The organism is Nocardia brasiliensis IFM 10847 (assembly GCF_000710915.1).
In the GTDB taxonomy this organism is placed as follows: Bacteria; Actinomycetota; Actinomycetes; order Mycobacteriales; family Mycobacteriaceae; genus Nocardia; species Nocardia brasiliensis_A.
Genome location: NZ_BAUA01000075.1, coordinates 38,068 through 60,852, shown reverse-complemented (window position 1 = coordinate 60,852; position 22,785 = coordinate 38,068). Strand labels below are relative to the sequence as shown.

The window sequence follows — 22,785 nt, the reverse complement described above, 5'->3', positions numbered from 1 at the left end:
AAGCAAACCATGACCGCAAACACTCATGCGACCAGAGGCCTGCGTTCCTTTCGGATACCGGAGCCGGTATGCCACACCGAGGCCCACATCAACCCGGAGTATCCCGCGATATATGAACGTCACGCCGCCTGGTGCCGGCGCCTTCTCCCATTCGTCGATGCAGCGGCAATGACGCAGTTTTTCGAACGACGCTACCCGATGTTCGATGCGCTGATATTTCCGGCTGGGCTGCCCCAGCGAATCGTGCATTCATCCTGTATGAACTCGTTGATGTTCGAGGTGGACGATCTAGCCTTACAGCAGCACGCGGCGTTCGATGAGATCGCCTCGGACCGGACAACCGGCCATCCGTACGGGCCCGCTTTTTGTGATATTTGGAAAACACTAGAAGGGCACATGCCGGAGCGGGTCTTCCGACGCTATCGCGATGGGTGGCAGGACTGCTTCCGGGGAATACTCGCCGAGCGTGAGTACACCAACAGTGGCAACTTGCCGGATTTCGATAGCTACCTTGCTATACGGCAGCTCAGCTTTGGCTTTCAACCCCTGGTGGTGTGTGTGGAGTATGTTCTCGGTATCGATCTTTCGGATATAATCGGCGCCGACCCCGATATCCTTCGCGCGCAGCGTGCCGTCTGCATGCATGCTCTTTTGGTCAACGATCTTCTTTCCTTCCGCAAGGAAGTCTCTCACGGTGATCTGTTCAATGTCGTAGCGATTCTGTCCTATGTGCACTGTCGTCCGCTGCAGACGGCTTTGGATATTACCGGAACGCTGATCCGGGACGTCGACGCCGAGATTATCAGAGCTCATGCGCAATTGCGACGGCGCTATTGCCACATGCCTCAGATGCAGATGTATTTGACTGCATTGACCGCCCTGTGTGCGGGCAATCTTCGATGGTCTTTGGAGACAACGCGTTATCACGGTACGGGGTTCGGATGGAATGGTATGCGAAGCGGATCCTTGACCATTGACCCTGACCGTCTCGGTCCGAAATCTGCCGATACGTCAGATCCAGGCCATGAGTGCACACTCCGAACAGCGAGGCTGTCATGATCACCGTACGGGACTATGACCCGGCCGACATTCCCCGGATGGTTGACGCTCAGGCCTTGGGCACGCTCGGAGCCCGTAATCTGGCCGATACCACTAAAACATCGCCACAGATGGCTGGCATCACCGACCGGTGGTTACTCGATCAGCTGCCGTGGGTCGAGGCAGTCGGTGGCGTGTACCGGGTCAACCGCCGGCGGACTCTCCGCCGTAGTCGCGGTTGTGTCGCCTTCGTTCAAACGGGCATTGAAAATATTCAGGTCATACCGGAATCCTTGACCGAAATACCCGTATTGCATGGATATGGCAATCTCGATGTTCTTCGAAAGCTCGCCAGCAGGTGTCGTCCACGGACTGTACCAAGTGGTGAAACACTTGTCACACAGGGGCAGGAGGTCCGGTTCGCCCTTGCCGTCGTCCACGGACGTCTCGAACGGACCATCACCGACTCCTACGGAATCCCTCAACTGGTAGGGATACTGACCGACGGTGACCACCTCGGTGACGAAGCATTACTCCAAGACGACCCCGTTTGGTCGGCCACGGTCCGTGCAACCACCGCATCCACGATCGTCATCATCCCGTGGAATGAATTCCTGGACGTATTCGAAGACCATGCCGACCTCCGGCAGCATATAACCGCATTCATGACAAATTCTGCCCTGCGGGTCAATGCTAAAGGTGAAGCCGTCGTAGATGTCACCTCTGGCCATGAAGGCGAACCGGCGATTTCGCAAACATATGTCGAGTACGACGTGGATCCACGAGAATACGAGCTGTCTCTGGCTCAATCCATTCTGCGTGTGCATACCCGTGTGCAGGACCTGTACAACGATCCGATGAATCAATTCCATGAGCAACTCGGGCTCGTGGTCGAGGAAATACGAGAGCGTGGCGAATGGGAGTTGATAAACAATCGAAACTTCGGGTTGCTTCACAATGTCGACAACGATCAACGTATCTCGACAGGATCAGGCCCGCCGAAACCCGACGACATCGATTCACTTCTGGAAGTGTGCCGGGACGCCACCCATATGTTCGGCCACCCGCGGGTCATATCCGCATTCCGTCGCGAATGCAATCGACGTGGGCTCGTGCCAGATGTCATCCGGGTCCACGATCGCCCCGTGACGGTCTGGGCCGGTGTCCCATTCTTTCCGTGCCTCCATATACCGATCACAGACCGTCAAAGTACGTCGATCATCACAGTCCGCGCCGGCGCCGACGATCAAGGCGTCGTGGGTTTGCATCAAACGGGTATGCCCGACGAATACGACGCCGGCATCACGATGCGATTCATGGGCGTCGATGAGCATGCCGTCGCCAGCTACTTGGTTACCGGCTATTTCTCTGCCGCGGTTCTTGTGCCGGATGCTATCGCGTTGCTCGAACATGTCGATGTAGGGATCGTTTAGGAGAACACATGTCAACACCATCGCTTCCTGTTGTCCACGGTTTCACCGGGATCGGTACTGTGGCCGCGGATGTCGGGCGCTTGTTCGGGATCGACCCCGCACATTCGGAGGCTGTCGAGCATCGGGTGGAAGACTGTGCGACTGCACTCGGCGGCGTCGACGCTACGAACGCTCTCGCGCGAATAGGCGACGTTACTGATCCTGCCGGAGCGAGCGGGACCGGGCAACCAAACCAGCTGCTCCGTTTGCTTGGACCCACGTGGCCGGGTCCGACTGAGTCTGAAAGTGTCGATCTAGCCGGAGCGGAGCCAGAAAGGTGTTCGGCCGGGTCCGATAGTAGGACGATCGATGGCTTCAGTGATCGGATGCACCGCGTGGTTTCCTCGCCGCCTGGGCGGGGTCTCGCGAGTTCGTCGCATGCGTTGGCTGTCCCGCGGTGGCGCTCTTCCGGCTTGGTCGCGGCCTTGGACGATGTGTTTTTTCGGGAAAGGTCGGCTGGTGATGGTTTAGGTGGTGCGTTAAATATTCCTCCTATTTGGTGTCCGTTGGAGTTGTTTTCATATGGGGACGGGCTGAGTTTTCAGCTGGGTTCGGAAGAGTTCTTTCGGAGGATGGGAGTCGGTGCTGATTTGCTGAGCTCGGCCCGGAGGATGTGTACTGGTGATCTGGCATGTATGTATGGCCCGACTGCCGATGAGGAGGGGGTGCAGTTGATGTCGGATTGGTTGATGTGGGCGCTGCTGTTCGATGATTACTATTGTGACGACGGCCCGTATGCGTGGGATCCGACTGCCTACAACCATGTGGTTTTGAACCTTATGCAATACTCGATGGATCCTGAGCGTGGGCCGATAGGTGATCGTGCTTTCGACAGCTTCGCTGCCGCTTTGGGTGATATCATGGCCCGGGTGCGGGCTCGTACAAGTGCCGAACATGCAATGCTGGTTTCTATGGCACATTTCCAGTGGGCATTGGGCGCGGGCTGTGGTGTTTCCGATCGTTCCGGCAATTATATGCGTAGCCTGGACGAGCACATGATCGCGCGCGGTTCTGACGGAGCTTATCTGGTCACGATTCCACTCATTGAGGTCATCGGGGGAACATGCTTGGACTTCACGACCAGGAATTTACCTGAGGTGCGGGCGATCACCGACGCTGCCGGGCTGTTGTTCAATGTCTCGACCGATATTCCGTCTTACGCGCGTGAACGTGATCAGCGTAGTCTCGAGTCGAATGTTGTCGGTATAATCGCTGCTGAGAATCGTTGCTCTCGGCAAGAAGCGATTTACCGTGCCTGTGCTCTGGTGGAGGAGATTACCGAGCTGTTCGTCACACTCGAACAGAAATTAGCTACCGCAGGCCACCCGGCCCTTCGCGACTACGTGAAGCACCTGTCCCATATGGTCAGGGGAACGCTGGAATGGCAGCGGCGGCTTCCCCGCTACTATGCGTCGCTCGACGGTACTGGACACCCCGTCTCCACAGGCCGACTATCTGACGACGCCATCCATGACGTCTCACCTACACGCCTGTTTACCCGCATCACACCGCCCGCGTCCATCCGTTGGTGGTGGAACTTCATCTAACTTCTCGCGTTCTCGGAGATGCCATGAAGGATCTGAGCTCGATCCCGGCTGCCCCTGCGGCGCTGCCGTTGATCGGTCACCTGATTCCGCTATGTCGCGATCCGCTGAAATTCATGAACTCACTGCCCGTGCACGGTGGCCTGGTCCGTATCCGGCTCGGCTCCCACACCATGGTTGTCATCTGTACCTCGGAAATGACCAGAGAAGTGCTCGTCCGGGACAAGGTCTTCGACAAAGGTGGGCCTGTTTGGGAGCGGACACGGGAGTTCATGGGTGGAAATTCAATTCTCAATGCCCCCCACGACAGCCACCGTCGGCTACGTCACCTCGCCCAGCCTGTTTTTCATCCCTCACGGCTACCCGGCTATGCCCGGACCATGAGTAGCTGCATCGAATCGGCGATCAACTCTTGGTTCCCCGGGCAGAAGCTGGACGTTCCGACCGAAATGATGGGAATTACGGCGAAAGTCAGTATAACCGCACTATTCTCGGATGCGCTGACCGCGACCGAACACGAGCAGATCGTCGAGGACGTAAGAACCTTCTTCTACTGGGTCTACCGGCGAACGTTGGTGGCTACCTTCTCAGCCCCGCTCCCTATGCCGAGAAGCCGTTCCTGCGAGCAGGCTCGCTCTCGTCTGTTCCGTTGTTGCGGTCAGATCGTTGCTCGGCGCCTCGCCGACCACGCAGACCACGGTGATCTGCTCTCGGCGCTGGTCTGCACGCATGCCGCAGCAGCAGACGGTCGGCAGAGTTTCGACGACGCCGACGTCTGTGGCACCCTTGTAGCCTTCCTTCTCGGCGGCACGGAGACCACTGCCGCCACGCTCGCCTGGGCGCTACATCTGCTCGCCAGCCACACCGAGATCGAACAGCAGTTGCTCTCCGAGACCGACACGGTCCTCGGCGGCAGAACAGCGACCTACGCCGATCTTCCGCGCCTGAGACTGACCACACGAATCATCACAGAAACGCTCCGGCTCTACTCACCCGCATGGTTTCTCACCCGAATAGTCACCACCGATACTCGTCTCGGTGGCCATTTGCTGCCGGCCGGAACTACCGTCGTCTACAGTCCGTACCTCATTCACCACCGGCCCGACCTCTACACCGATCCCGAAGCGTTCGATCCCGGCCGTTGGGAACCGCAGCGTCTCCAACCACCTCGACATGCGCTACTGCCTTTTTCCGCAGGTGCGCGAAAATGTATAGGCGACACATTCGGCATGACCGAAGCCACTCTGACTCTCGCATCTATCGCTGCCCGCTGGCGCTTGGAACACGTACCCGGCCAAAAGGTTCGCGCCGGTCTGAGCGCGACGTTGCAGCCACAGAACCTGCACATGTACGCAATACCCCGATCTCGCAGGTCGTCAAATAGGCGGTCACCGTGACTCCGGGGTGGCGGCTGCTGCTGTTGGGAAGGGGCAGGCTCGTGACCGCAGCGTCGTAGTCCGGACTCGGCGGCGAGAGCTTCGACGAGGGGTCCCGGGCCGATACGGACGCCGACCGCGGTGTCGACGACGAAGGATCCGGCGGTGATCCGGTTTGCGTCCGCTCGACGTCACCACCCAGGGCGCTCAGGATTTGTTCGCCGGTCGAGACGGACACGGTCACCACAGAATTCCATCGAACTCGGTGGTGATCGGCTCGCCCGGCGGCGGCGGTCAGGGCTGGGTGGTGAGGGCGGGCCAGAGGGTGGCGGCGAGCTGTTCGGGCAGCCGGGCGCGGGTGGCAGTGTCGTCGCCGCGCAGGAACGCGCCGAAGAAGGCGCCGAAGACCATGGTCGCTACGGTGCGGGTGTCGGTATCGGCGCGGACTGCGCCGCGGTCGATGAGCCGGCGCAGCACGTCTTCGACCTGGGAGACGCGGGGTTCGACGGCGCGGGTGACGAGGTGGGCGAGGAGTTCGGGCACGCGTTCGGCTTCGCTGATGAATCCGCCCTGCAGGATGATGGCGTCGGGGTTGTAGTAGCACGGGTCGACGCGGCGGATGGCCTCGGTGAACGCCGCTTCCGGTGTCATATCGTCCAGCGGAAAGGGTGGGGTGGCGGCGAGCTGGGCGCGCAGGCCGTAGTCGAGGGCGTCGATGACGAGTTCGAGTTTGCCTGGCCAGCGCCGGTAGAGAGTGGGGCGGGTGACTCCGGCGTCGGCGGCGATATCGCCCAGGGCCATGCCGATGTAGCCGTCGGTGACCAGGCGGCGGCGCGTTGCGAGGAGGATCGCCTCGTCCACGGCGGGGTCGCGGGGACGTCCGCCGCGCGGGCCGGAACGGCGGCCTTGCGGGTGGTCGGTGGCTGCACTGCGCTGGGTCATGGCCTCCCCGATCGTGTTTCGTTACAGGACACGACTGTATTCCTTCAACGGGTGCAGCCGGTGTCGGGGCGGCAGACCGCGGTGGATGCTCGCGCGGGCCTTCGGCGGCCTGGTGCCGGCGGCCGACGCGGTGGTGATTCGCTCGCCGTCGAGCCCCGCTTCGACGACGAGGGCGAACCGGGCATGCGGGTCGGCGATGTCGGCACCGTCGGTGGAGTAGGCGCGTGCGGTGGAGTGATCTGGCAGACGGCGAAGGGGTGCTCCGCCCTCGACACCGCGCCGTGGGTCAGGGGGGTGTCGAATTCGAAGTCCGCGCCGAACCCGGGGAGCGGCACGTGCCGTCGTTCACCCGGGCGGACCACGGCGAACGGCGGAATGAATGGGTGCGGCATGGGTTTCCTCCTCTGGGCGCGAGCGCGCGGGTGCGGTGGCCGGACAGCAAGCGGGTCAGGCGCTGCGGGCGGGCACTGCGCGGGTCCGCTCGGCCAGCTCGATCAGGCCGTCCAAGAGCTGGCGCAGCAGGGTTCGGGTGATCTCGTCGGGGACGAACGTGCCCGTGGCGTCGAGGCGCAGGTGGGATCGGAAGACGGTCACCTCGGGCCCGGCGACCACCGGTGCGCCGATGCGGTGCAGGATCTGGCGCAGGACCAGCTGGGCGCGGGCGGTGCCGAACTGCGACGGGGACGCACCGAGGATCGCGACCGGTTTCCCACCCAGCGCGGGGTCCGTGGCCGGGCGCGAGAGCCAGTCCAGGGCGTTGCCCAGTACACCCGGGATTGCGGAGTTGTATTCGGGGGTGGCGAGCAGGACCCCGTCCGCGGCGGCCACCCGTTGCCGCAATTCGGCGACCGCCGCGGGTGGGTCGGTTTCGAGGTCCTGGTTGAAGTGGGGCAGGGCACCCAGGTCGGTGTCGAGGTCGATGGTCACTCCGGCGGGGGCGAGCGCGGGCAGCGCGGCCAGCAGGCCGGAGTTGTGCGAGCCGCGGCGCAGGCTGCCGGACAGGGCGAGAAACCGTAGGTCGGACATGGTCGTGGTACTCCTGATCAGCGGGGAAGGACGTAGTGGCGGCCGGGGAGGGGTATTCCCTCCCCGGCCCCCGGCAGAGAACGCGGGTCAGCGGGTGCCCTGATACGCCTGCTCGATCACCTCGAGAACCGCGTCGGGGTGGCTGAGCATGACTGCGTGCGAGGAATCGACCTCGCTGACGGTGGCGCCGGCGCGGTCGGCCATGAACCGTTCCAGGCGCGGCGCGATGGCGTGGTCCTTGGTCGCGACCAGCGCCCAGGAGGGGATGGTCTTCCATCCGGCGGCCGTGGCGGGTTCACCGAACGCCTCGGCGGCGACCGGGCGCTGGGAGATCGCCAGGTAGGCGGCGGTGGCGGCGTCGACGTCGGCGGCGAATGCGTTCGCGAACTGGGCGTGGTCCAGCCACACCTCCGTCCCGGTCGACCCGTCGGGACGGGTGTACTGGAACACCTGCTGCGGCAGCGGCGGCACCGACGCGTCGGCGTGCGCTTCGAGGAGGCCGCCGAGTGCCTCGCCCGTGTCGGGGACGAACGCCGCGACGAACACCAGCGCCGTGACGTCGGCGACGGCGGGGGCGGCATTGGAGATGACCGCGCCGGCGTAGGAGTGCCCGACCAGGATCTTCGGACCCTCGATCCCGGCCAGCAAGCCTTGGAGGTAGGCGCTGTCGTGGGCCAGGCCGCGAAGCGGGTTCGGGACCGCGATCACCGGGAACCCGCGCCGGTGCAGCCGCGCGGCGACGGCTGCCCAGCCGGAGGCGTCCGCGAACGCGCCGTGCACCAGCACCACTGTCGGCTTCGGCGCCCCATCCTCGGCACGGTCGGTGTGCGCGCCCGGCACCAGGGCGGCAAGGGCGGCCTTGATCGAGGCGGCGAAGTGGTTGCTCATGGATGTCTCTCCTTCAAACGAGGGTGGTCTCGCCCGCTCTGGTGCGGGAGAGCCACCTACTTTCGTTACAGTGAGTGACTGTAACGTAACTGGGGGTGTTTGCCAAACCAGCGATCTGCCGGGTCCGCGACGTTCGACGCCCTGCACGCGCCCCGGGCGCCGGCTACCGGGACCGGGCCGGCGGACCGTCAGCTCGGTGAGGTTGGCGCAGATCAGCGCGCGCAGTGCGGCGATCTGCGCGGGTGTATGGAATCGCGGGGAGAACGCGAGCTCGAGGGCGGCGCGCCCGGCGAAGGTGGAGACGAAATAGCCGACCCAGGAAACCGGTTCGGAGGTCGCGAAGCCGTGGAAGTCGACGATCTCGACCCCGGCCGGGACGGCGAGGTCGGGCACCACGCCCCAGTTGGTGAGGAAGTTCCCGACACCCTTGCGCGGGCCGCCGTGTGCGGCGATCCCCGCCGCGGCCCGCATAACCGTCAGTGCCGCGCCGGTCTGGATTCCGGCGACGATCTGCGTCTTGGCCTGGGCCGCAAGGACTTCCAGGTCGGTGCCGGGCTCGCAGACGGTGACCGTCGGCGCGAACCCCAGCGCATTGGTGACCTCGTCGGCCTGCGCCACGGGCCGCAGGTGAGTGCGCAGGTCAACCGGATGAAACATGATCATCGGCAGATCGGTGGCGTCGCCGAACTCGGTGAGGATCGCGCGTTCGGCGCGCACGATCGCCGCCGTCAGCAGAGCGTGCAGCGTCACGCCCGCTGCCCGCGCGTGCGCGCGTAGCGCGGCGGTGTCGGCTCGAGACAGGGCGATCCGTCCTTCCGGCGCGGGCGCGAATCCTGCCCCCTCACCGCGGTCGGCGGCCGGGATGCTGTGTACCGCGCCCGACGTTGGGAGATCGAGCTCGGGCAAGGCCAAGCCCCGCGCACGGTAGGCCTGTTCGAGGCTGTGCGGGTAGACCGGAGTGGTGCCCGGGAGCGCGGCGGTCCTGGCGAGGGTGGCGGCGGTGTGCCAGAAATACGCGAGTAGCTCCAAGCCGAGGGTGGCGTCGTTGATCGCGTGACTGACCTGCAGCGCGACCGCAGTCCGGTCGCGGTCGCTGACGATGGTGAGTTTCGCCAGGCTGTGGGCAGGATCGAGGGGGGAGCGTGCCGCGGTGGCGAGCCAGTCGGCGATCGGGCCCACCACAGTCTCGGTGCCGGCCGCGCTGGTGCCGTCGCCGGGAATCCGGAGGCAGCACTCGTCGCCGGTGATCTCGATCGTGCCGGTCAGCATCGGATACTTGCGGCACAACAACCCGAAGGCGGTGTGCAGCAGCGCGATATCGACCGTCCCGGTACAGATCGCCACATAGCTGACGGTGAGTTTGCGCGGCACGAAACCGTGATCGATCAGTCCCAGCCGGTGTCGCGTGCTGCTGTCCACTCCTGCTGGCGCGGACCGGCTCACGCCAGCCCCAGCAGCGCCGGGTAGGTGGCGCGCGAACGCAATTCTCGGGCGGGGTCGGCGACCATGCGTCGGGTCCGCATATCCAGCAAGCCGCTGACACTGTGCACCTCGGCGACCAAGGTGCCGTCGGGTTTGGTCAGCGTGTGTTCGACGCGATGGGTCTTGCCCGGACCCCACACGAACACGCACGTCACATCGACAGTGTCGTCGGCGCGCAACTCGGCGTGGTGACGCACGGTGGTTTCGAGGTTGATCGGCCCCAGCCCGTCAGCCAGCAGCCGCTGCGGAGACAGCCCCGCGGCCTGCCCGCACGCGAACCGCGTGTGTTCGGCGTACTGCAGATACACCGTCGAGGCCAGATGATGGTTGGTGTCGAGCTCGTAGCTGCGCACCGCGAACCGCAACGTGAACTGCTCGGTGCCGGTCGCGTCCGAGGACCTCGTCTGCGGGGACGCTGTTGCGGGCGTGTCTGTTTCGGTCATGACAGGTGGACTCCTCGTCATAGGGGATGTCGAATGGTGCGGATCGCAGCTTGCCGGGGCCGCGGCACCGGTACCAAGACACTGGTGACACTGGTGTCGCCAGCACCCGGCAACCGTCTGGCATCCCTGCCGGGTGTGGCCGATGATGGACGCCGTGACCGTCTCCGCCTCGCCTCGCCGTACCGAACTGGCCGCCTTCCTGCGCAGCCGCCGCGACCGGCTGTCCCCCGTCCAGGTCGGGCTGGCACCGGGATTGCGGCGCAAGACACCAGGATTGCGCCGCGAGGAGGTCGCCGGACTGGCTGGGGTGTCGGTCACCTGGTACACCTGGCTCGAACAGGGCCGCCGGATCAATGTCGGCGCACAGGTCCTCGACGCCATCGCCGCCGCGCTGCGCCTGGACGGCGCCGAACGCGCCCACCTCTACCGTCTGGCCGAGGTCCCGATCCCGGCCACCGCCACCCGCGCCGAAGCGCTCACCCCCACCGTGCAATCGATCCTCGACGCCATCACCGCGTATCCGGCCGCGGCGATCAACACCCGCTGGGACCTGTTGGGCCACAACGCCGCCGCCGCGGCGCTATGGCCGCGCCTGACCGCCCCCGAGGGCTCCCGCAACGTGTTGTGGGAGTTGTTCACCACTCCCGCCGAAGCCCGCTGCTTCGTCAACCGGGACGCCGGACTGCCGCACATGGTCGCCTCGTTTCGTGCCGACTTCGCCCACCACCTGCACGATCCGGCCTGGACTGACCTGATTCGCGGACTCGCCACCGCCAGCCCGGAATTCACCCGCCTGTGGGCCACCCGCGACGTCGCCGCCCCACCCACCCAAACCATGATCTACCGCCACCCCGGCGCCGGGGAGCTGGCGCTCACGCTGACCCGCATGGAACTACCCGCCACCCCCGACACGATCCTCACCGTGTGGACCCCCGTCGACGACGACAACCGCGGGCGGCTCGATGCGCTGCTCGCCTACTGCGACACCCTCGCACCCCTGCACTGACCGCGGCCGATTGCACAACGCCGAAAGATACTCGGCCGAGAGCTTCGGGCATGCAGGAAATCGTCGGCGTAGCAACAGGTTTCAGTCGTCGGCGGCGTCCGGATCGCGCGGTGGCCGGTGTCGGGTAGACGGTCACCAGGGTGTGTTCAGCGTGGGAAGGGAACCACCGCAGTGGTGGTTCCCTTCCTCCCCTCCTTGTCTTCGGCGCGTGGGGTCAGCGCAGGCCGATGAGGGCGGCCGCGTCCGTCGGGATCATGTCGACGACATCGCGGGGAATCATGGCGCTGATCTCAGCGGGCACGGGCAGTGGAGCGGCCACCGGGGCAAGCGCCTCGGGCGCGGTCACCGCCGCAGCGTCCACAACATGCGTCGCAACGGGCTTTCCCTGGCCGGCCTGGCGGGAGCGCTGCAGATTGGCCTGGGAGTCCGCGGTTGCCGCGCCGGTGTTGGCTCCGTTCATCTCGCCGATGGGCCCACCGATCGCGCCGCCGATCGCAGCACCCACGCCGGCGCCGACTGCGGCGCCGGCGCCCGCACCGATGACGGGGCCGTACACGGTCCCGGCCACACCGACGATGATGCCGCCGATAACAGCACCGGGCAGGCATCCGATGAGCAGTGCCGGCAGACCGACGACGCAGCCCAGGCCCATGCCGGTGAGCGCGCCGATGGCCGGCCCGGCCACCAGACCGGCTGCGGCGCCGGTGGCGGCACCGACTCCCGCACCGATCACGGCGCCGTCGGCGGCGCCGAGGGCGGTGCCGTTGACTCCGCCGGTGGCCGCACCGTCGACGGCGCCGTCGCGGACCGCGTCGTCGTGCAGCTGGTCGAGTTCGGCCTCGGACAGCTCGCCGCTCTCCGTATTCGATGTCGTGCGGGGTTTGCCGGGCAGGGTCGTGCGGCCGTCATCGAGATTCGACCACGAGGGCGGGGCCACCGGCAGGTTCATCAGGGGCGGCATCGGGTTGGCCGGTGCCGCCGCTGGGGGGTTGTTGTAGATGATGACGTCGGCATTGGCCGTGGCCGTCTGAAGGACCAAGGACGTGGCCGCAGCGATACAAACGCTACCGGTCGCAACACACAGAACTTTTTTCATCGAGAGATACTCCTCAGGTGTGGCTAATTCCCAGCTACCGCAGGGCGCGTGTGTCGCCGCTGGTCGACTGCAAGGAACTGCTTGTGCGATATGCCAAAGACTTCAACATTGCCAATCGCTGGAAAGCAACCTGCCCGGGCGCTGGTTTACGCAGCTCAAACGTGGATTACTCGGGATTACACTGGTGAAATGGCACCCCTGAACGACGATAATGACGCACATCACGAATTGGCGGACTACCTGGCAAGGGTGCGCCAATCCAGGGGAGCGCCGAGTTTACGAGCAATCGCTTCCGAGACCCGCTACAGCCACACCACCATCGCACGGGTCTTCAACCCCGGCGCGCCGTTGCCGTCCTGGCCGATAGTCGAGCAGGTCGCCCGAGTGCTGGGAGCGGACGCGGCCCGCGTGCGCCAGCTGTGGGAATGCGCGTCCGCGCCGGCCCCCGCTGCCGACGAATCGGGGCCGGCCGTCGCGACCGAGCAGGACGAACCGCCGGCGCCGGTGTTGCGGATCGGGTTGCTGCTGCTGGGCTTGATGCTGTGCGTGAGCATGGTCATTATCGCCGTGGTCCAGGCCATCGACACCAATGGGGAACACGCGCTCGCTATCACTGACCTGTCGCAGATAGTGTTCGGAAGCTCAGCGGTGGCGATCCTTCTGGTGCGGGTGTGGCTGTTCCGGCGACGTGGCGATCGCCTCAACACCGGCTACTTCGGGCTGTTGCTCGGCGCGGTCACCGCCTGGACCGGCGGGCAGGTGGCGTGGTTCGTGGCTCGCAATATCCAGGGTCAGGACATGCCCCCCGGGCATCTGCACGACGTCGGTTTTCTCGCGATGCCGGTCTTCTTGGCCGCGGCGATGTGGATCCGCGCCAGGCGACTCGGCATCGCCAGCGTGCGCAGCGATATCGACAACGCGGTCACCTACTTCTGCATGTTCTGCGGGGCGTATGCGGCGGTCTTGTGGTTGCTCGTAGCCTTGGACCGCGACGTCGGGTCCACCCTGACGCTCGTGTTCGCCCTCTACCCCGCCACGGACATCACCCTGAGCCTGGCCGCGTTCGGACCACTGATCTGTGGTCGCAGGATCGTCGGCTCGGCCTTCCTCGCCACCGCGCTCTTGGCCGCGGCGGCCTCCGACATCGGCTATCTGCTGTTGAAGACCTCACCCGATACTCAGGGCTTCCCACCGGCGGCGGGCCTCGGCTACGTCGCGTTCACGGCAATACTGTCGGTGTACGCACTGATCACCCAACCGCTGCCGACCACCAATCGACAGCCTCGGGCCATCCTCGGCATATCCGCCCGCCCTCGCCACCTCGTCACCGCCATCACCGGCGTCGCGGCGACCGTCACCACGGCCGCCGCAGCTCTCACGTTACGAAATTCTCCACCCGCCCTGCTCTCGACAACACTCACCACGCTGACCACGCTGACCACACTGGCCCTCGCCCTCGCCTACTTCAACAGGGAGCGGATCGATGAATCGCCCCGGTGAGTCCGGAGATGACCGATTTGCCTGCGGCGCTTGTGAACTGGAAGCGGTGCGGGCAAGCCGTGCTGTGCTGCGCGGACCCGGGGCGTGGTTATATGGGTACTGATCGGGAAGGCTGACCGCAGGTGACCAAGGGGGTGGCGGCAACGCTGGGAGGACAGCGTCGGAACGGGTTGTCGGTGGGCGATCGCCGCCCGGATTCGGGGGAGTGAAACTGTGCGGACCGAGTTGGAGCCTGATCTCGAGACCACCGACAAGCGCTCTTTTCGCTACGCGCTGTTGATCTCGCTGGCGAGCGGGATCGGTTATCTGCCATTCTCTTTGACCATCCCGATCCTGCCCGGCTACGTCACCGGCCGGTTGCACGGCGGCCCGGCGGAGGTGGGCGCGGTCATCGGCGCTTACGCGGTGACTTCGCTGCTGGTCCGCCCGGTATCGGGCGCGCTGATGAACCGTCTCGGCGCCCGAGCCCTGACCATCGGCGGAACGGTGCTGACGACGCTGGCCACCGTCTGCTATCCGCTCGCCGGATCGATCACCGAGCTGATCGCCCTGCGTCTGCTGGTGGGGGTCGGGATGGGCGTGATGCTGGCTGCGACGGGGGTCTGGCCGGTGCAGCTGGTCGCCAAGGATCGACAGACCTGGGCGCTCGGTCTGAGCGGCACCGTCGTCTATGTCTCCATCGGTCTCGGCGCTCCGCTGGGTACCTTGCTGGAGCACCTGGTGGGCACGGCGGCCACGTTCGTGGTGGCCGGGCTGGTCCCCCTGCTCGTCATCCCCATCGCGCTGTACGTACCCGAGGTGCGGATCTCCGCGAAGCATGAGCGGACCGGCATCGAGCGAGGCCGGGCGCTGCTGGGCACCGTGCTGCCCTGCGTCGCGCTGATCTTCAGCGCGTTCGGTTTCGCGGCCGTCTCCAGCTTCGCGGTCGCGAAGTTCAATTCCCTCGGTATCGCCGGGGGAGCGGCCGTGGTGACCGCGTATTCGATGACCGTGGTGCTGTTGCGAATAGCGAGTACCTGGGTCCGTTGGGAGGCCACGCGACCGGTGGCGCTGGCCGGCCTGTTCGTCGTCGAGGCCGCGGGGCTCGCGCTCCTCGGCGTGTCGGACGGTCTCGTTGCCGGTGCGCTCGGCGGTGTACTCATCGGTGTCGGAATGTGGCAGATCTACCCGGTGCTGGGGGTGATCGTGGTGCGTTCGGTCAGCGAACGACAGCGCGCCACGGCGCTGTCGACCTTCGGGGCCTGCTTCACCGTGGGCGTCGCGGTGGGCAGCGGCTCCCTCGGTCTGGTTGCCGATGCCGCCGGATATCAGGCGATGTTCCTCGTCTGCGCAGCCTGTGTCGTTCTGGGGCTGTCGGTCGCGGTGACCGCGGCCCGAGTGGCCCGGATCAGCTGAACGCCCGATATCCAGCGGCGATCGACGTCAATGGCCGGCTTCGCTCAGTTGCCGGACCAGCTCGACGAACTCCGCCGCGGTCGAATGGCGGTAGAACTGCTTCGGTGACACCTTCGGCAGGTTTCGCTCCCGCATCTCGGTGAGCACCCGGACGACCAGCAACGAGTTTCCGCCCAGGGTGAAGAAATTGTCCTGCAGGCTCACCTCGGTGTTCAGCTGCTTGCGCCAGATGGTCAAGATGTCGTCGGCGATTCCGCCGGAGGCGGGCTCGTGCGGGACGAGTGTTCCGGCCGACCTGATGCGGGGCTCGGGCAGCCCGGCGATATCCGGTTTTCCGTTGATCGTCAGTGGAATCTCGGCGACCTCGGTGATCGTCGCGGGCATCATGTAGTCGGGCAGTATCGCTCTGGCATGCGCGAGCACCTGTGCGGTGGTCGTGGCGGACTCGAGGACGACATAAGCGTCGATCCGGCTGCTCGCCGGATCATCCGGCTGTTCCCGGTTGACCACGACGGCCGCGGCGGACACCCGGGGTGCACCCAGCAGCACCGTGCGGATCTCATCCAGTTCGATGCGATGCCCGCGCACCTTGACCTGGTTGTCCAGGCGGCCGAGGTGGTCGAGGCGGCCGTCGGGGTGCAGCCGCCCCTTGTCGCCGCTGCGATAGAGCCGTTCCCCGGTCAGCTCATCGAGGATGAACCGTTGCTCGGTCAGCTCGGGCCGGCCGAGGTAGTGGCTGGCCACTCCCACACCGCCCACGTAGATCTCACCCGGGGGACCGGGCGGCAGGACCCGTCCCCGTTCATCCCGGATGGACACCGACCACCCCGGCAGCGGACGGCCGACCGAGCGTGAGCCCGTCACGACTTGCTTCGGAGTTATCGTCTGCGCGGTTACGTGCACAGTGGTCTCGGTGATGCCGAACATGTTGACCACCCGGCAATCGGTGGCCGAGTGCCGGGCGAACCAGGGCGCCAGCATGCGCACGTCGAGTGGTTCACCGCCGAAGATGATCAATCGAAGGGCCAGGTCCCCGCGGACACGGTGATCGGTGTGCACGAGTTGGGCGAACGCCGACGGCGTCTGGTTCAGCACCGTGACCCGTTGCTCGGTCAGCAGGGCGTAGAACTCCTCGGTATCGCGGGTGGTCCAATAGGGCACGACGACGAGGCGACCGCCGGTGAGCAGACAACCCCAGATCTCCCACACGGAGAAATCGAAAGCGCTGGAATGGAACAGCATCCAGGTGTCGTCCCAGCCGAGGGCGAAATCCTCGGCCGTGGCCTGCAACAGCGCCAGCACGTTGCGATGGGGCACGACCACACCCTTGGGTGTGCCGGTGGATCCGGAGGTGTAGATCACGTAGGCGGGGTCGTCACCCTCGTCGGCGGATCGGGCATCCGCCGACGCCTGACCTGCACCGAGTTCCCTCAGCGCGGAGGGAGTCAGCAGCCGCGTACCGGGAACCTGCGGGAACTCCGGTGCGCACGTGATGACGACGGGCATCCCCGCGTTCTCCGCGGTGAAGCGCAGGCGTTGCACCGGATAGCGCGGATCCATCGGCACATACGCACAACCCGCCTTGAGCACGCCGAGCAGAGTGACCACCAGATCGGCGTCCCGTTCCAGACAGACGCCGATCAGGCTGCCCGGTGCGATGTCCATCGTGCACAGGCCTGCCGCCACCGCGTCCGCCCGATCGTTCAGCTGCTGGTAGGTCAGCTGCTCGTCGCCGGCCAGCAACGCCACGGCGTCCGGTTGTTTGGCCGCCATCTCCTCGAAGGTGCGATCGATGCGTCCCCGCACGTGCGGTGCGTCATCCGCGCGCAGGAGTTCGGCCTGTTCGTTACGCGCCAACAGTTCCAGCCCGGCCAGCGGCCGATCCGGTGGTCCATCCGCAAGCTGTTCGGCCAGATGCGCCACGTGCGCGCAGAACCGCTGCGCGACAGCGGCATTCACGATGCCCCGATCGAACCGGCAGATCGCGCGCGACGAGCCTCGATCCAGCTGGACGGTGAGCGGGAAGATCGGCGTCAGGCACGCCGTATAGCTGCCTTCCGCGAAGGCCGGGCTCAGGACGACGCCGACGGACGGCGGCTCCTGCGGCGTGACCGGTGTCTGATCGAACCGCCGGAGGAACTCGACGCACGACCACTCCGCAGGCTCGTCCACCGAGTGGACGCGGATATGTTCGCCCGCGTCGTCGTCGAGGTCCAGCACACCCAACGCCACCCGACTACCGCCGCCGTACCGGCTCAGGGCCAGGGCGATCGCGGGAAGGAAGAGTCGTTCGGCTTGCCCGCCGAGGACGGTGAGATCGATCTGCGCACTGCCGACGACTCCGCGAAGCTCCGGATCGCCTAAGCCCCAAGCGATTTCGCCGTTGTACCGGAAGCCCGGCCGCGCTTCGGCGGGGCGCCGCGCCGCGTCATCGCCGGGCCCTTCCAACGGCAGCCGGGCGATTCGTCGCAGAGTGGCCGCTGGGATCACCGCACGGACGGCCACCAGCACGAGATCCACGGTCCCGTCGGCGTACCGCAGGGCTACGGCTCTTAGTGGCGGGCCGTCCGGGTGAATCGGCCGCAGAGATTCGGCGCGCCTGCGGTCGGCGGCCGGCGGCTCGTCCGCGCCGACCGGCACCGAGGTCTGCCAGACCTGGACCGGATCGGACACTGCCTCGGACAGCAGGCGCGCCGGATCGGCGGCGCCGGGGAGTCGCAGCACGAGGCTGTGGCATCCGGCGGCGGGATCATTGAGGGTCGAGATTGTCACGGGTGGTCCTCCTGCTCATCGGGAGGTGAAGCCGCCGTCCACGGTCAGCACGCTGCCGGTGACCTGGCGGGATTCGTCCGCCGCGAGCCACAGTGCCGCGCTCGCGATGTCGGACGGATCGATCAGCGCGTTCATCGGCTGATCCTGGACGAAAATCTGCTCATGCTCGGCGACCGGAACGTCCAGCGATCGGGCGATCTCGGCGAGCATCCGGCCTTCCAGCACGGGGTCGTCCCGGACCGAGCCGGGACACAACGCGTTCACCCGTACTCGCATCGGGGCGTAATCCAGGGCCGCGGCCTTGGTCAGTCCGATCAACCCGTGCTTGGCCGCCACGTAGCTCGCGAAATGCCGATATCCGACCGTGCCCGCCGTCGAGGACACGTTGATGATGCTGCCGGATCTGCGCTGGCACATCACCGGGGCGACCATCTTCATCATCCGCCAGGCGCCGGAGAGGTCGACGTCGAGCATGAGCGACCACTCCCGCTCGGTGATGTCGTGGGCGATCTTCCCGGAGGGCGAGGCGATTCCGGCATTGTTGACCAGCACGTCCACCGTGCCGAACCGGTCCAGCGCCTGATCTACCGCCAGCGCGCACTGGTGGGTGTCTCGCACGTCGACGGCGGCGGTCACGGTCGCGGCGCCCGCGCGTTCACACAGGGCCGCAGTGTGTTTCAGCTGGCCGGCGGACCCGAGTGGATAAGGCACGTCGGCGAGATCCCTGGTGATGTCCAGCAGCAGCAGGTCGGCGCCCGCTTCGGCGAACCGGAGCGCGCAGGCGCGGCCGAGGCCGCGGGCCGCGCCGGTGATGACCACGGTCTTGCCGGTCAGTCGCATTCCGAGCTCCCGGCTATCAGGCGTAGCACCTGTTCCGGCTCATCGACCAGATACATATGGCCGCCGGGAAGTTCCCGGTAGGTGAACCGACCCCGGGTCACCGTGGTCCATTGTTCGGCCTGTTCGCGGGAGACGAGTTCGTCCCGTTCGCCGCGCAGGGCGGTGATCGGCACCGAGAGCGGCTCGGTGCTGGTGGCCCGGTAGTTCTCGTGCATCTGCACGTCGGCGCGCAGCACCGGAAGCAGGACCTCGACCAGTTCGGGATCGTCGAAGGCCGCATGCCGGTAACCGGCGAATCGTTGTACCCCGGCCAGGAATTCCGCGTCGGCCAGGCCGGTCGCTCGTTCGGTCCGTCCGTTGTGTGGACCCGGTGATCCGCTGACGAACAGGTGCCGTAGTCCGGGGTGACCGATCCGCTCGAGTTCCCGGGCGATCTCGTAGGCGAGCACTGCGCCGAGGCTGTGCCCGAACAACGCGATAGGCGCGTGGTCGTCGGCATCGGCCAGGATCTTCGGAGTCAGTTCGGCGACGGCGTCGGCGACCTCGGTGAACGGGTCGTCCGGGAATCGCTCCTCGCGTCCGGGCAACTGGACCGGCAGCACGGTGACCTCCGGTATGTCCAGTTTTTCCCAGTCTCGGAAGAATCCGGCACCACTGCCCGCGAAAGGCAGACAGGCGAGAAACAGCTGATGTGTACCCATGGCTACCCTTATCTTTCCTCGTCGGACCTCGTCATTCAGGACGTATCTCGACGTATCTCGACAAACCCCCAGTGCCAGTTCGCAGCGTACTCGGCGGCCAAGTCACTGTAAAGGCGTAAACAATGGCGGACGGATACCTGACATATTGCAGACGAAGCTGTTGTCCCGAGTGTTGGGCGTGGTTAGGCTCGCTGGTAATGGGGCGATCACGATCGGGTCGATCGGGAACGCTGCCGGAGTTGTCGAACTGGGTGCGAGATGGTTCCTCCACGCTGGGCGATATTCACTGAGCATGGCAACCGCTGGGCAATACCAGCGCATCGCCGGGCAGTATCGAATGATCATGGAAGCAGACGACATCAGGATGTGATGCCATGAGTACCCGTCAGCCCCCGGTCACCCAGACGGAGCGTATTCTCGCCGAAATTTGGTGTGACGTAGTCGAACTCGACGAGGTCGACGTGCTCGACAACTTCTTCGAAGTCGGTGGGTACTCGATGCTCATGCAGCTGGTGCGAGAGCAGATCGCGCAGCGCGTCGGTATCCGCCCGACCTTGACGGAATTGTTCACCCACACCACTATCCGATCGTGCGCCGCTTTCCTTGACGGATCAATAAAAGAGCCGTCTCAGGTAATTGCCGACGAAAAAGTAGGCAGTTCCGACGCCGTTTACCCGGTAGCTGATCGGCGTGAAACGGATATAGCCGTCATCGGGCTCGCCTGTCGTTTTCCGGATGCGGTGGATATCGGTCAGTTCTGGAGCAATCTGATATCCGGTGTGGACAGTGTCAGCCGTTTCTCGCCGAAAAGTATTGCCGGTCCCGGCGGCAGTAAGCGGGAATATGTGCCCGCCGGCGGATTGCTGCAGCAGCCGGAATGGTTCGACGCGAGTTATTTCGGATATACCCCGCGCGAGGCGCTACTCATCGATCCGCAGCATCGGGTCCTGCTGGAATGCGCGGTCGAGGCGATCGAGGGCGCCGGGTACGACCCGGACCGATTCCCGGGCTTGATCGGCATCTACGCCGGCTGCAGCCTGTCCACCTACACCGAGACCCTGCGGGCCAAGCAACTCGAAGACGGCTCGATCACCACCTGGGACATCTTGACCGGCAGCACCAGTGACTATCTGGCCAGTCGCATCGCCTACAAGCTGGGCCTGCGCGGACCGGCCACCAACGTGCAGGCGGCGTGCGCGACCTCGCTGTATGCCGTGCATTACGCCGCGCGGGCGCTGCTCGCCGGGGAATGCGATCTCGCACTGGCCGGCGGCAGTTCGGTGCGGCTGCCCGCCGCGCTGGACAACTACCGAATCGGCGGTATCACCTCGCCCACCGGTGCGTGCCGCCCGTTCGACGCGGCCGCGGACGGGGTGATCGGTGGCCAGGGGTGCGGGATCACCGTGCTGAAGCGGTTGTCCGAGGCGATCGCCGACGGGGACCACATCTATGCCGTGCTGCGTGGTTCCGCGGTGAACAACGACGGCAGGGACCGTGCGGGGTTCACCGCGCCGGGCGTTCGCGGGCAGTTCGAGGTGGTGCGCGCCGCACAGCACGCGGCAGGCGTCACACCCTCGTCCATCACCTACGTCGAGGCGCACGGCACCGGCACCCGGGTGGGCGACCCGATCGAGGTCGCCGGGCTGAATCAGGCGTTCGCCGACGGGATCTCACGCGAGCAGCCGTGCCTGCTCGGCTCGGTGAAGGGAAATATCGGGCACACCGACGCCGCCGCGGGTATCGCGGGGTTCATCAAGACGGTGCTGGCCGTGGAACACGGGGTCATTCCGCCGAGCCTGCACTACTCCGAGCCGAATCCGGACATCGACTTCACGGCGGGCCCGTTCGCCGTGGTGACCGAGCCGACGCCATGGGCGCCCACCGGGCTGCCGCGCCGGGCCGGTGTCACCGCGCGCGGGCTCGGCGGTGGCAACGCGCACGTCGTGCTGGAGCAGCCACCGGTGCCGCCGCCTCGGACGGTGACCGCGCAGGCCCAGGTGCTGGTGCTGTCCGCGCACACCCCGGCGGCCCTCGACGAGCTGACGACGCGGCTCGCCGGCTGGCTCGCCGATCATCCCGAGCTCGAACTGGCGGATGTGGCGTGGACGCTGCAGGTCGGCAGGCGACTGCACGGACACCGTCGGTACGCGGTGGTGCGTGATCGGCAGGACGCGCTACGGGTGCTCAGCGGTGCTGTGCCGGAGCAACTGGTCACCGGTGACCACGCCAGAGACGCCCGAGCTGTCGCGCTGCTGGTGCGGGAGACGGCCGATGCGGAGGTCCTGCGGCATTGGCGGGCGCTCGGAGTGGAACCGGACCTCACCCTGCATCCGGACTGTAGCGACGACGAGATCCGGTCGGCTCTGGATACGCCGGGCCGGCTGTTCCTGGCGATCGACGACGCGGGGTTGTCCGCCCGCCTGCGCGAGCATCCCCTGTGGACGCCCGAACACATCGTCGTCCCGGTCACCGATCCGCTGGCCGCACTGGGTGAGCTGTGGCTGGCCGGGCTGCCGATCGACTGGGCAGCCGCCCACACCGAACAGGTGAGAAGGGTCGCGTTGCCCGCTTACCCGTTCCAGCGGCAGCCCTATCTGTTGACGGCGCAGACCGCTGCCCCTACGCGAGCGTCCACGCCGGACGCCGGTCTGAGCACGGAACAGACGGTGGCCATGCTGTTCACCGAATTCCTCGGCTTGCCGGAGGTCGACCCGGCGGACAGTTTCTTCGATCTCGGCGGGGATTCGCTGGTCGCGACCGACCTGGTGATCAAGCTCGGGGAGTTGCTGCCGGTGGAACTGGAGGTGCGGGAAATGTATCTCGCGCCATCGGTGCGCGAGCTCACCGCGTTGATCGAGGAGCACCTGCGCGACTCGGCGAGTGCGTCGTGACCGGAGTACGGGTGATCGAGCGCCCGGCACCGGCCACCGCGGTAGCCACCCTGTACTGCTTTCCGCACGCGGGCGGTGCGGCGGGGGAGTACGCGCGATGGGCCGCGTATACGCCCGGCTTGCGACTGGTGGCCGTCCAGCCGCCGGGCAGGGCGCACAATCTCGGGGCGCAGGCGTTCACATCGATGCCGGAATTGGTACGCGAGATCCTCGAGCGGGTGCAGTTCACCTCACCGTTCGCGCTGTTCGGTCACAGCCTGGGCGCGCTCGTCGCCTATGAGGTGGCAAGAGCCTTGGGGGCGAGGCCATTACGGCTTTTCGTCTCCTCGTGTCCGCCGCCGCCACTGCGCGTGCGGGCCGAGCCGTTACACCT

General features: G+C 65.9%; 16 protein-coding genes and 1 pseudogene. 9 read left to right on the top strand and 8 right to left on the bottom strand.

Translation table 11 applies throughout. The features are described from left to right. Positions 1-9: 9 nt before the first annotated feature. The 4 genes from NBRGI_RS47470 to NBRGI_RS15900 all read left to right on the top strand — a co-directional run bounded on the left by NBRGI_RS47470 (position 10) and on the right by NBRGI_RS15900 (position 5,451). Complete coding sequence (locus tag NBRGI_RS47470) at positions 10-1,059, top strand: terpene synthase family protein (protein ID WP_148310839.1); 1,050 nt, start codon at positions 10-12, stop codon at positions 1,057-1,059. Continuing rightward, positions 1,056-2,471, top strand: coding sequence for a family 2B encapsulin nanocompartment shell protein (locus NBRGI_RS15910; protein WP_148310838.1), 1,416 nt, complete (start codon positions 1,056-1,058; stop codon positions 2,469-2,471). Before NBRGI_RS47470 ends, NBRGI_RS15910 begins: the two co-directional genes overlap by 4 nt. Positions 2,472-2,944: 473 nt before the next feature. Next, positions 2,945-4,057, top strand: coding sequence for a terpene synthase family protein (locus NBRGI_RS15905; protein ID WP_235210977.1), 1,113 nt, complete (start codon positions 2,945-2,947; stop codon positions 4,055-4,057). 23 nt (positions 4,058-4,080) lie between these two features. Continuing rightward, complete coding sequence (locus tag NBRGI_RS15900; protein WP_029897031.1) at positions 4,081-5,451, top strand: cytochrome P450; 1,371 nt, start codon at positions 4,081-4,083, stop codon at positions 5,449-5,451. A gap of 273 nt (positions 5,452-5,724) precedes the next feature. Here NBRGI_RS15900 and NBRGI_RS15895 read toward each other — a convergent pair whose 3' ends face one another. The 4 genes from NBRGI_RS15895 to NBRGI_RS15880 form a co-directional block, all read right to left on the bottom strand. Continuing rightward, positions 5,725-6,372 (bottom strand): TetR/AcrR family transcriptional regulator, encoded by a 648-nt coding sequence (locus tag NBRGI_RS15895; RefSeq protein ID WP_029897029.1) that lies wholly within the window; start codon positions 6,370-6,372, stop codon positions 5,725-5,727. Positions 6,373-6,819: 447 nt separating this feature from the next. Further along, positions 6,820-7,398 carry an NADPH-dependent FMN reductase gene (locus NBRGI_RS15890; protein WP_029897027.1) on the bottom strand — a complete coding sequence of 193 codons (579 nt, stop codon included), beginning with the start codon at positions 7,396-7,398 and terminating at the stop codon, positions 6,820-6,822. An 87-nt stretch (positions 7,399-7,485) separates the two neighbouring features. Beyond that, the gene (locus tag NBRGI_RS46430) at positions 7,486-9,705 is read right to left on the bottom strand and encodes an alpha/beta fold hydrolase (protein ID WP_081878096.1); all 2,220 of its coding nucleotides are present in this window, start codon (positions 9,703-9,705) and stop codon (positions 7,486-7,488) included. A 20-nt stretch (positions 9,706-9,725) separates the two neighbouring features. Beyond that, a complete protein-coding gene (locus NBRGI_RS15880; protein ID WP_148310836.1) occupies positions 9,726-10,211 on the bottom strand; it encodes an acyl-CoA thioesterase in 486 nt (161 codons plus the stop codon). 142 nt (positions 10,212-10,353) lie between these two features. Between NBRGI_RS15880 and NBRGI_RS15875 the strand changes: the two genes are divergently transcribed. Continuing rightward, positions 10,354-11,217 (top strand): helix-turn-helix transcriptional regulator, encoded by an 864-nt coding sequence (locus NBRGI_RS15875; protein ID WP_036559383.1) that lies wholly within the window; start codon positions 10,354-10,356, stop codon positions 11,215-11,217. Between the two features lie 214 nt (positions 11,218-11,431). Here the strand turns inward: NBRGI_RS15875 and NBRGI_RS15870 are convergent, their stop codons facing one another. Then, on the bottom strand, positions 11,432-12,256 hold the full coding sequence (locus tag NBRGI_RS15870; RefSeq protein ID WP_029897018.1) for a hypothetical protein: 825 nt from the start codon (positions 12,254-12,256) through the stop codon (positions 11,432-11,434). Positions 12,257-12,502: 246 nt separating this feature from the next. Between NBRGI_RS15870 and NBRGI_RS15865 the strand changes: the two genes are divergently transcribed. Both NBRGI_RS15865 and NBRGI_RS15860 read left to right on the top strand, forming a co-directional pair. Further along, positions 12,503-13,813 (top strand): helix-turn-helix domain-containing protein, encoded by a 1,311-nt coding sequence (locus NBRGI_RS15865; protein WP_029897015.1) that lies wholly within the window; start codon positions 12,503-12,505, stop codon positions 13,811-13,813. Between the two features lie 213 nt (positions 13,814-14,026). Further along, complete coding sequence (locus NBRGI_RS15860) at positions 14,027-15,208, top strand: MFS transporter (RefSeq protein ID WP_029897013.1); 1,182 nt, start codon at positions 14,027-14,029, stop codon at positions 15,206-15,208. 27 nt (positions 15,209-15,235) lie between these two features. On the opposite strand, the gene NBRGI_RS15855 is transcribed toward NBRGI_RS15860, so the two are convergent. From NBRGI_RS15855 to NBRGI_RS15845, 3 genes are read right to left on the bottom strand one after another with little or no spacing between them, the layout of a single operon-like run. After that, positions 15,236-17,980, bottom strand: a complete 2,745-nt coding sequence (locus NBRGI_RS15855) for an amino acid adenylation domain-containing protein (protein ID WP_029897011.1) — start codon at positions 17,978-17,980, stop codon at positions 15,236-15,238. Positions 17,981-17,995: 15 nt separating this feature from the next. Further along, a complete protein-coding gene (locus NBRGI_RS15850; protein ID WP_029897010.1) occupies positions 17,996-18,820 on the bottom strand; it encodes an SDR family oxidoreductase in 825 nt (274 codons plus the stop codon). Continuing rightward, entirely contained in the window at positions 18,811-19,521 is a 711-nt protein-coding gene (locus NBRGI_RS15845) for a thioesterase II family protein (RefSeq protein ID WP_029897008.1), read from the bottom strand. The genes NBRGI_RS15850 and NBRGI_RS15845 overlap by 10 nt, the downstream gene beginning before the upstream one ends. A gap of 374 nt (positions 19,522-19,895) precedes the next feature. Between NBRGI_RS15845 and NBRGI_RS15835 the strand changes: the two genes are divergently transcribed. After that, the gene (locus NBRGI_RS15835; protein ID WP_081878093.1) at positions 19,896-22,412 is read left to right on the top strand and encodes a type I polyketide synthase; all 2,517 of its coding nucleotides are present in this window, start codon (positions 19,896-19,898) and stop codon (positions 22,410-22,412) included. Then, positions 22,409-22,774 (top strand): annotated as a pseudogene (locus tag NBRGI_RS49905) (thioesterase II family protein); the annotation flags it as partial. The gene NBRGI_RS15835 and the pseudogene NBRGI_RS49905, both read left to right, overlap by 4 nt. Positions 22,775-22,785: the final 11 nt, after the last annotated feature.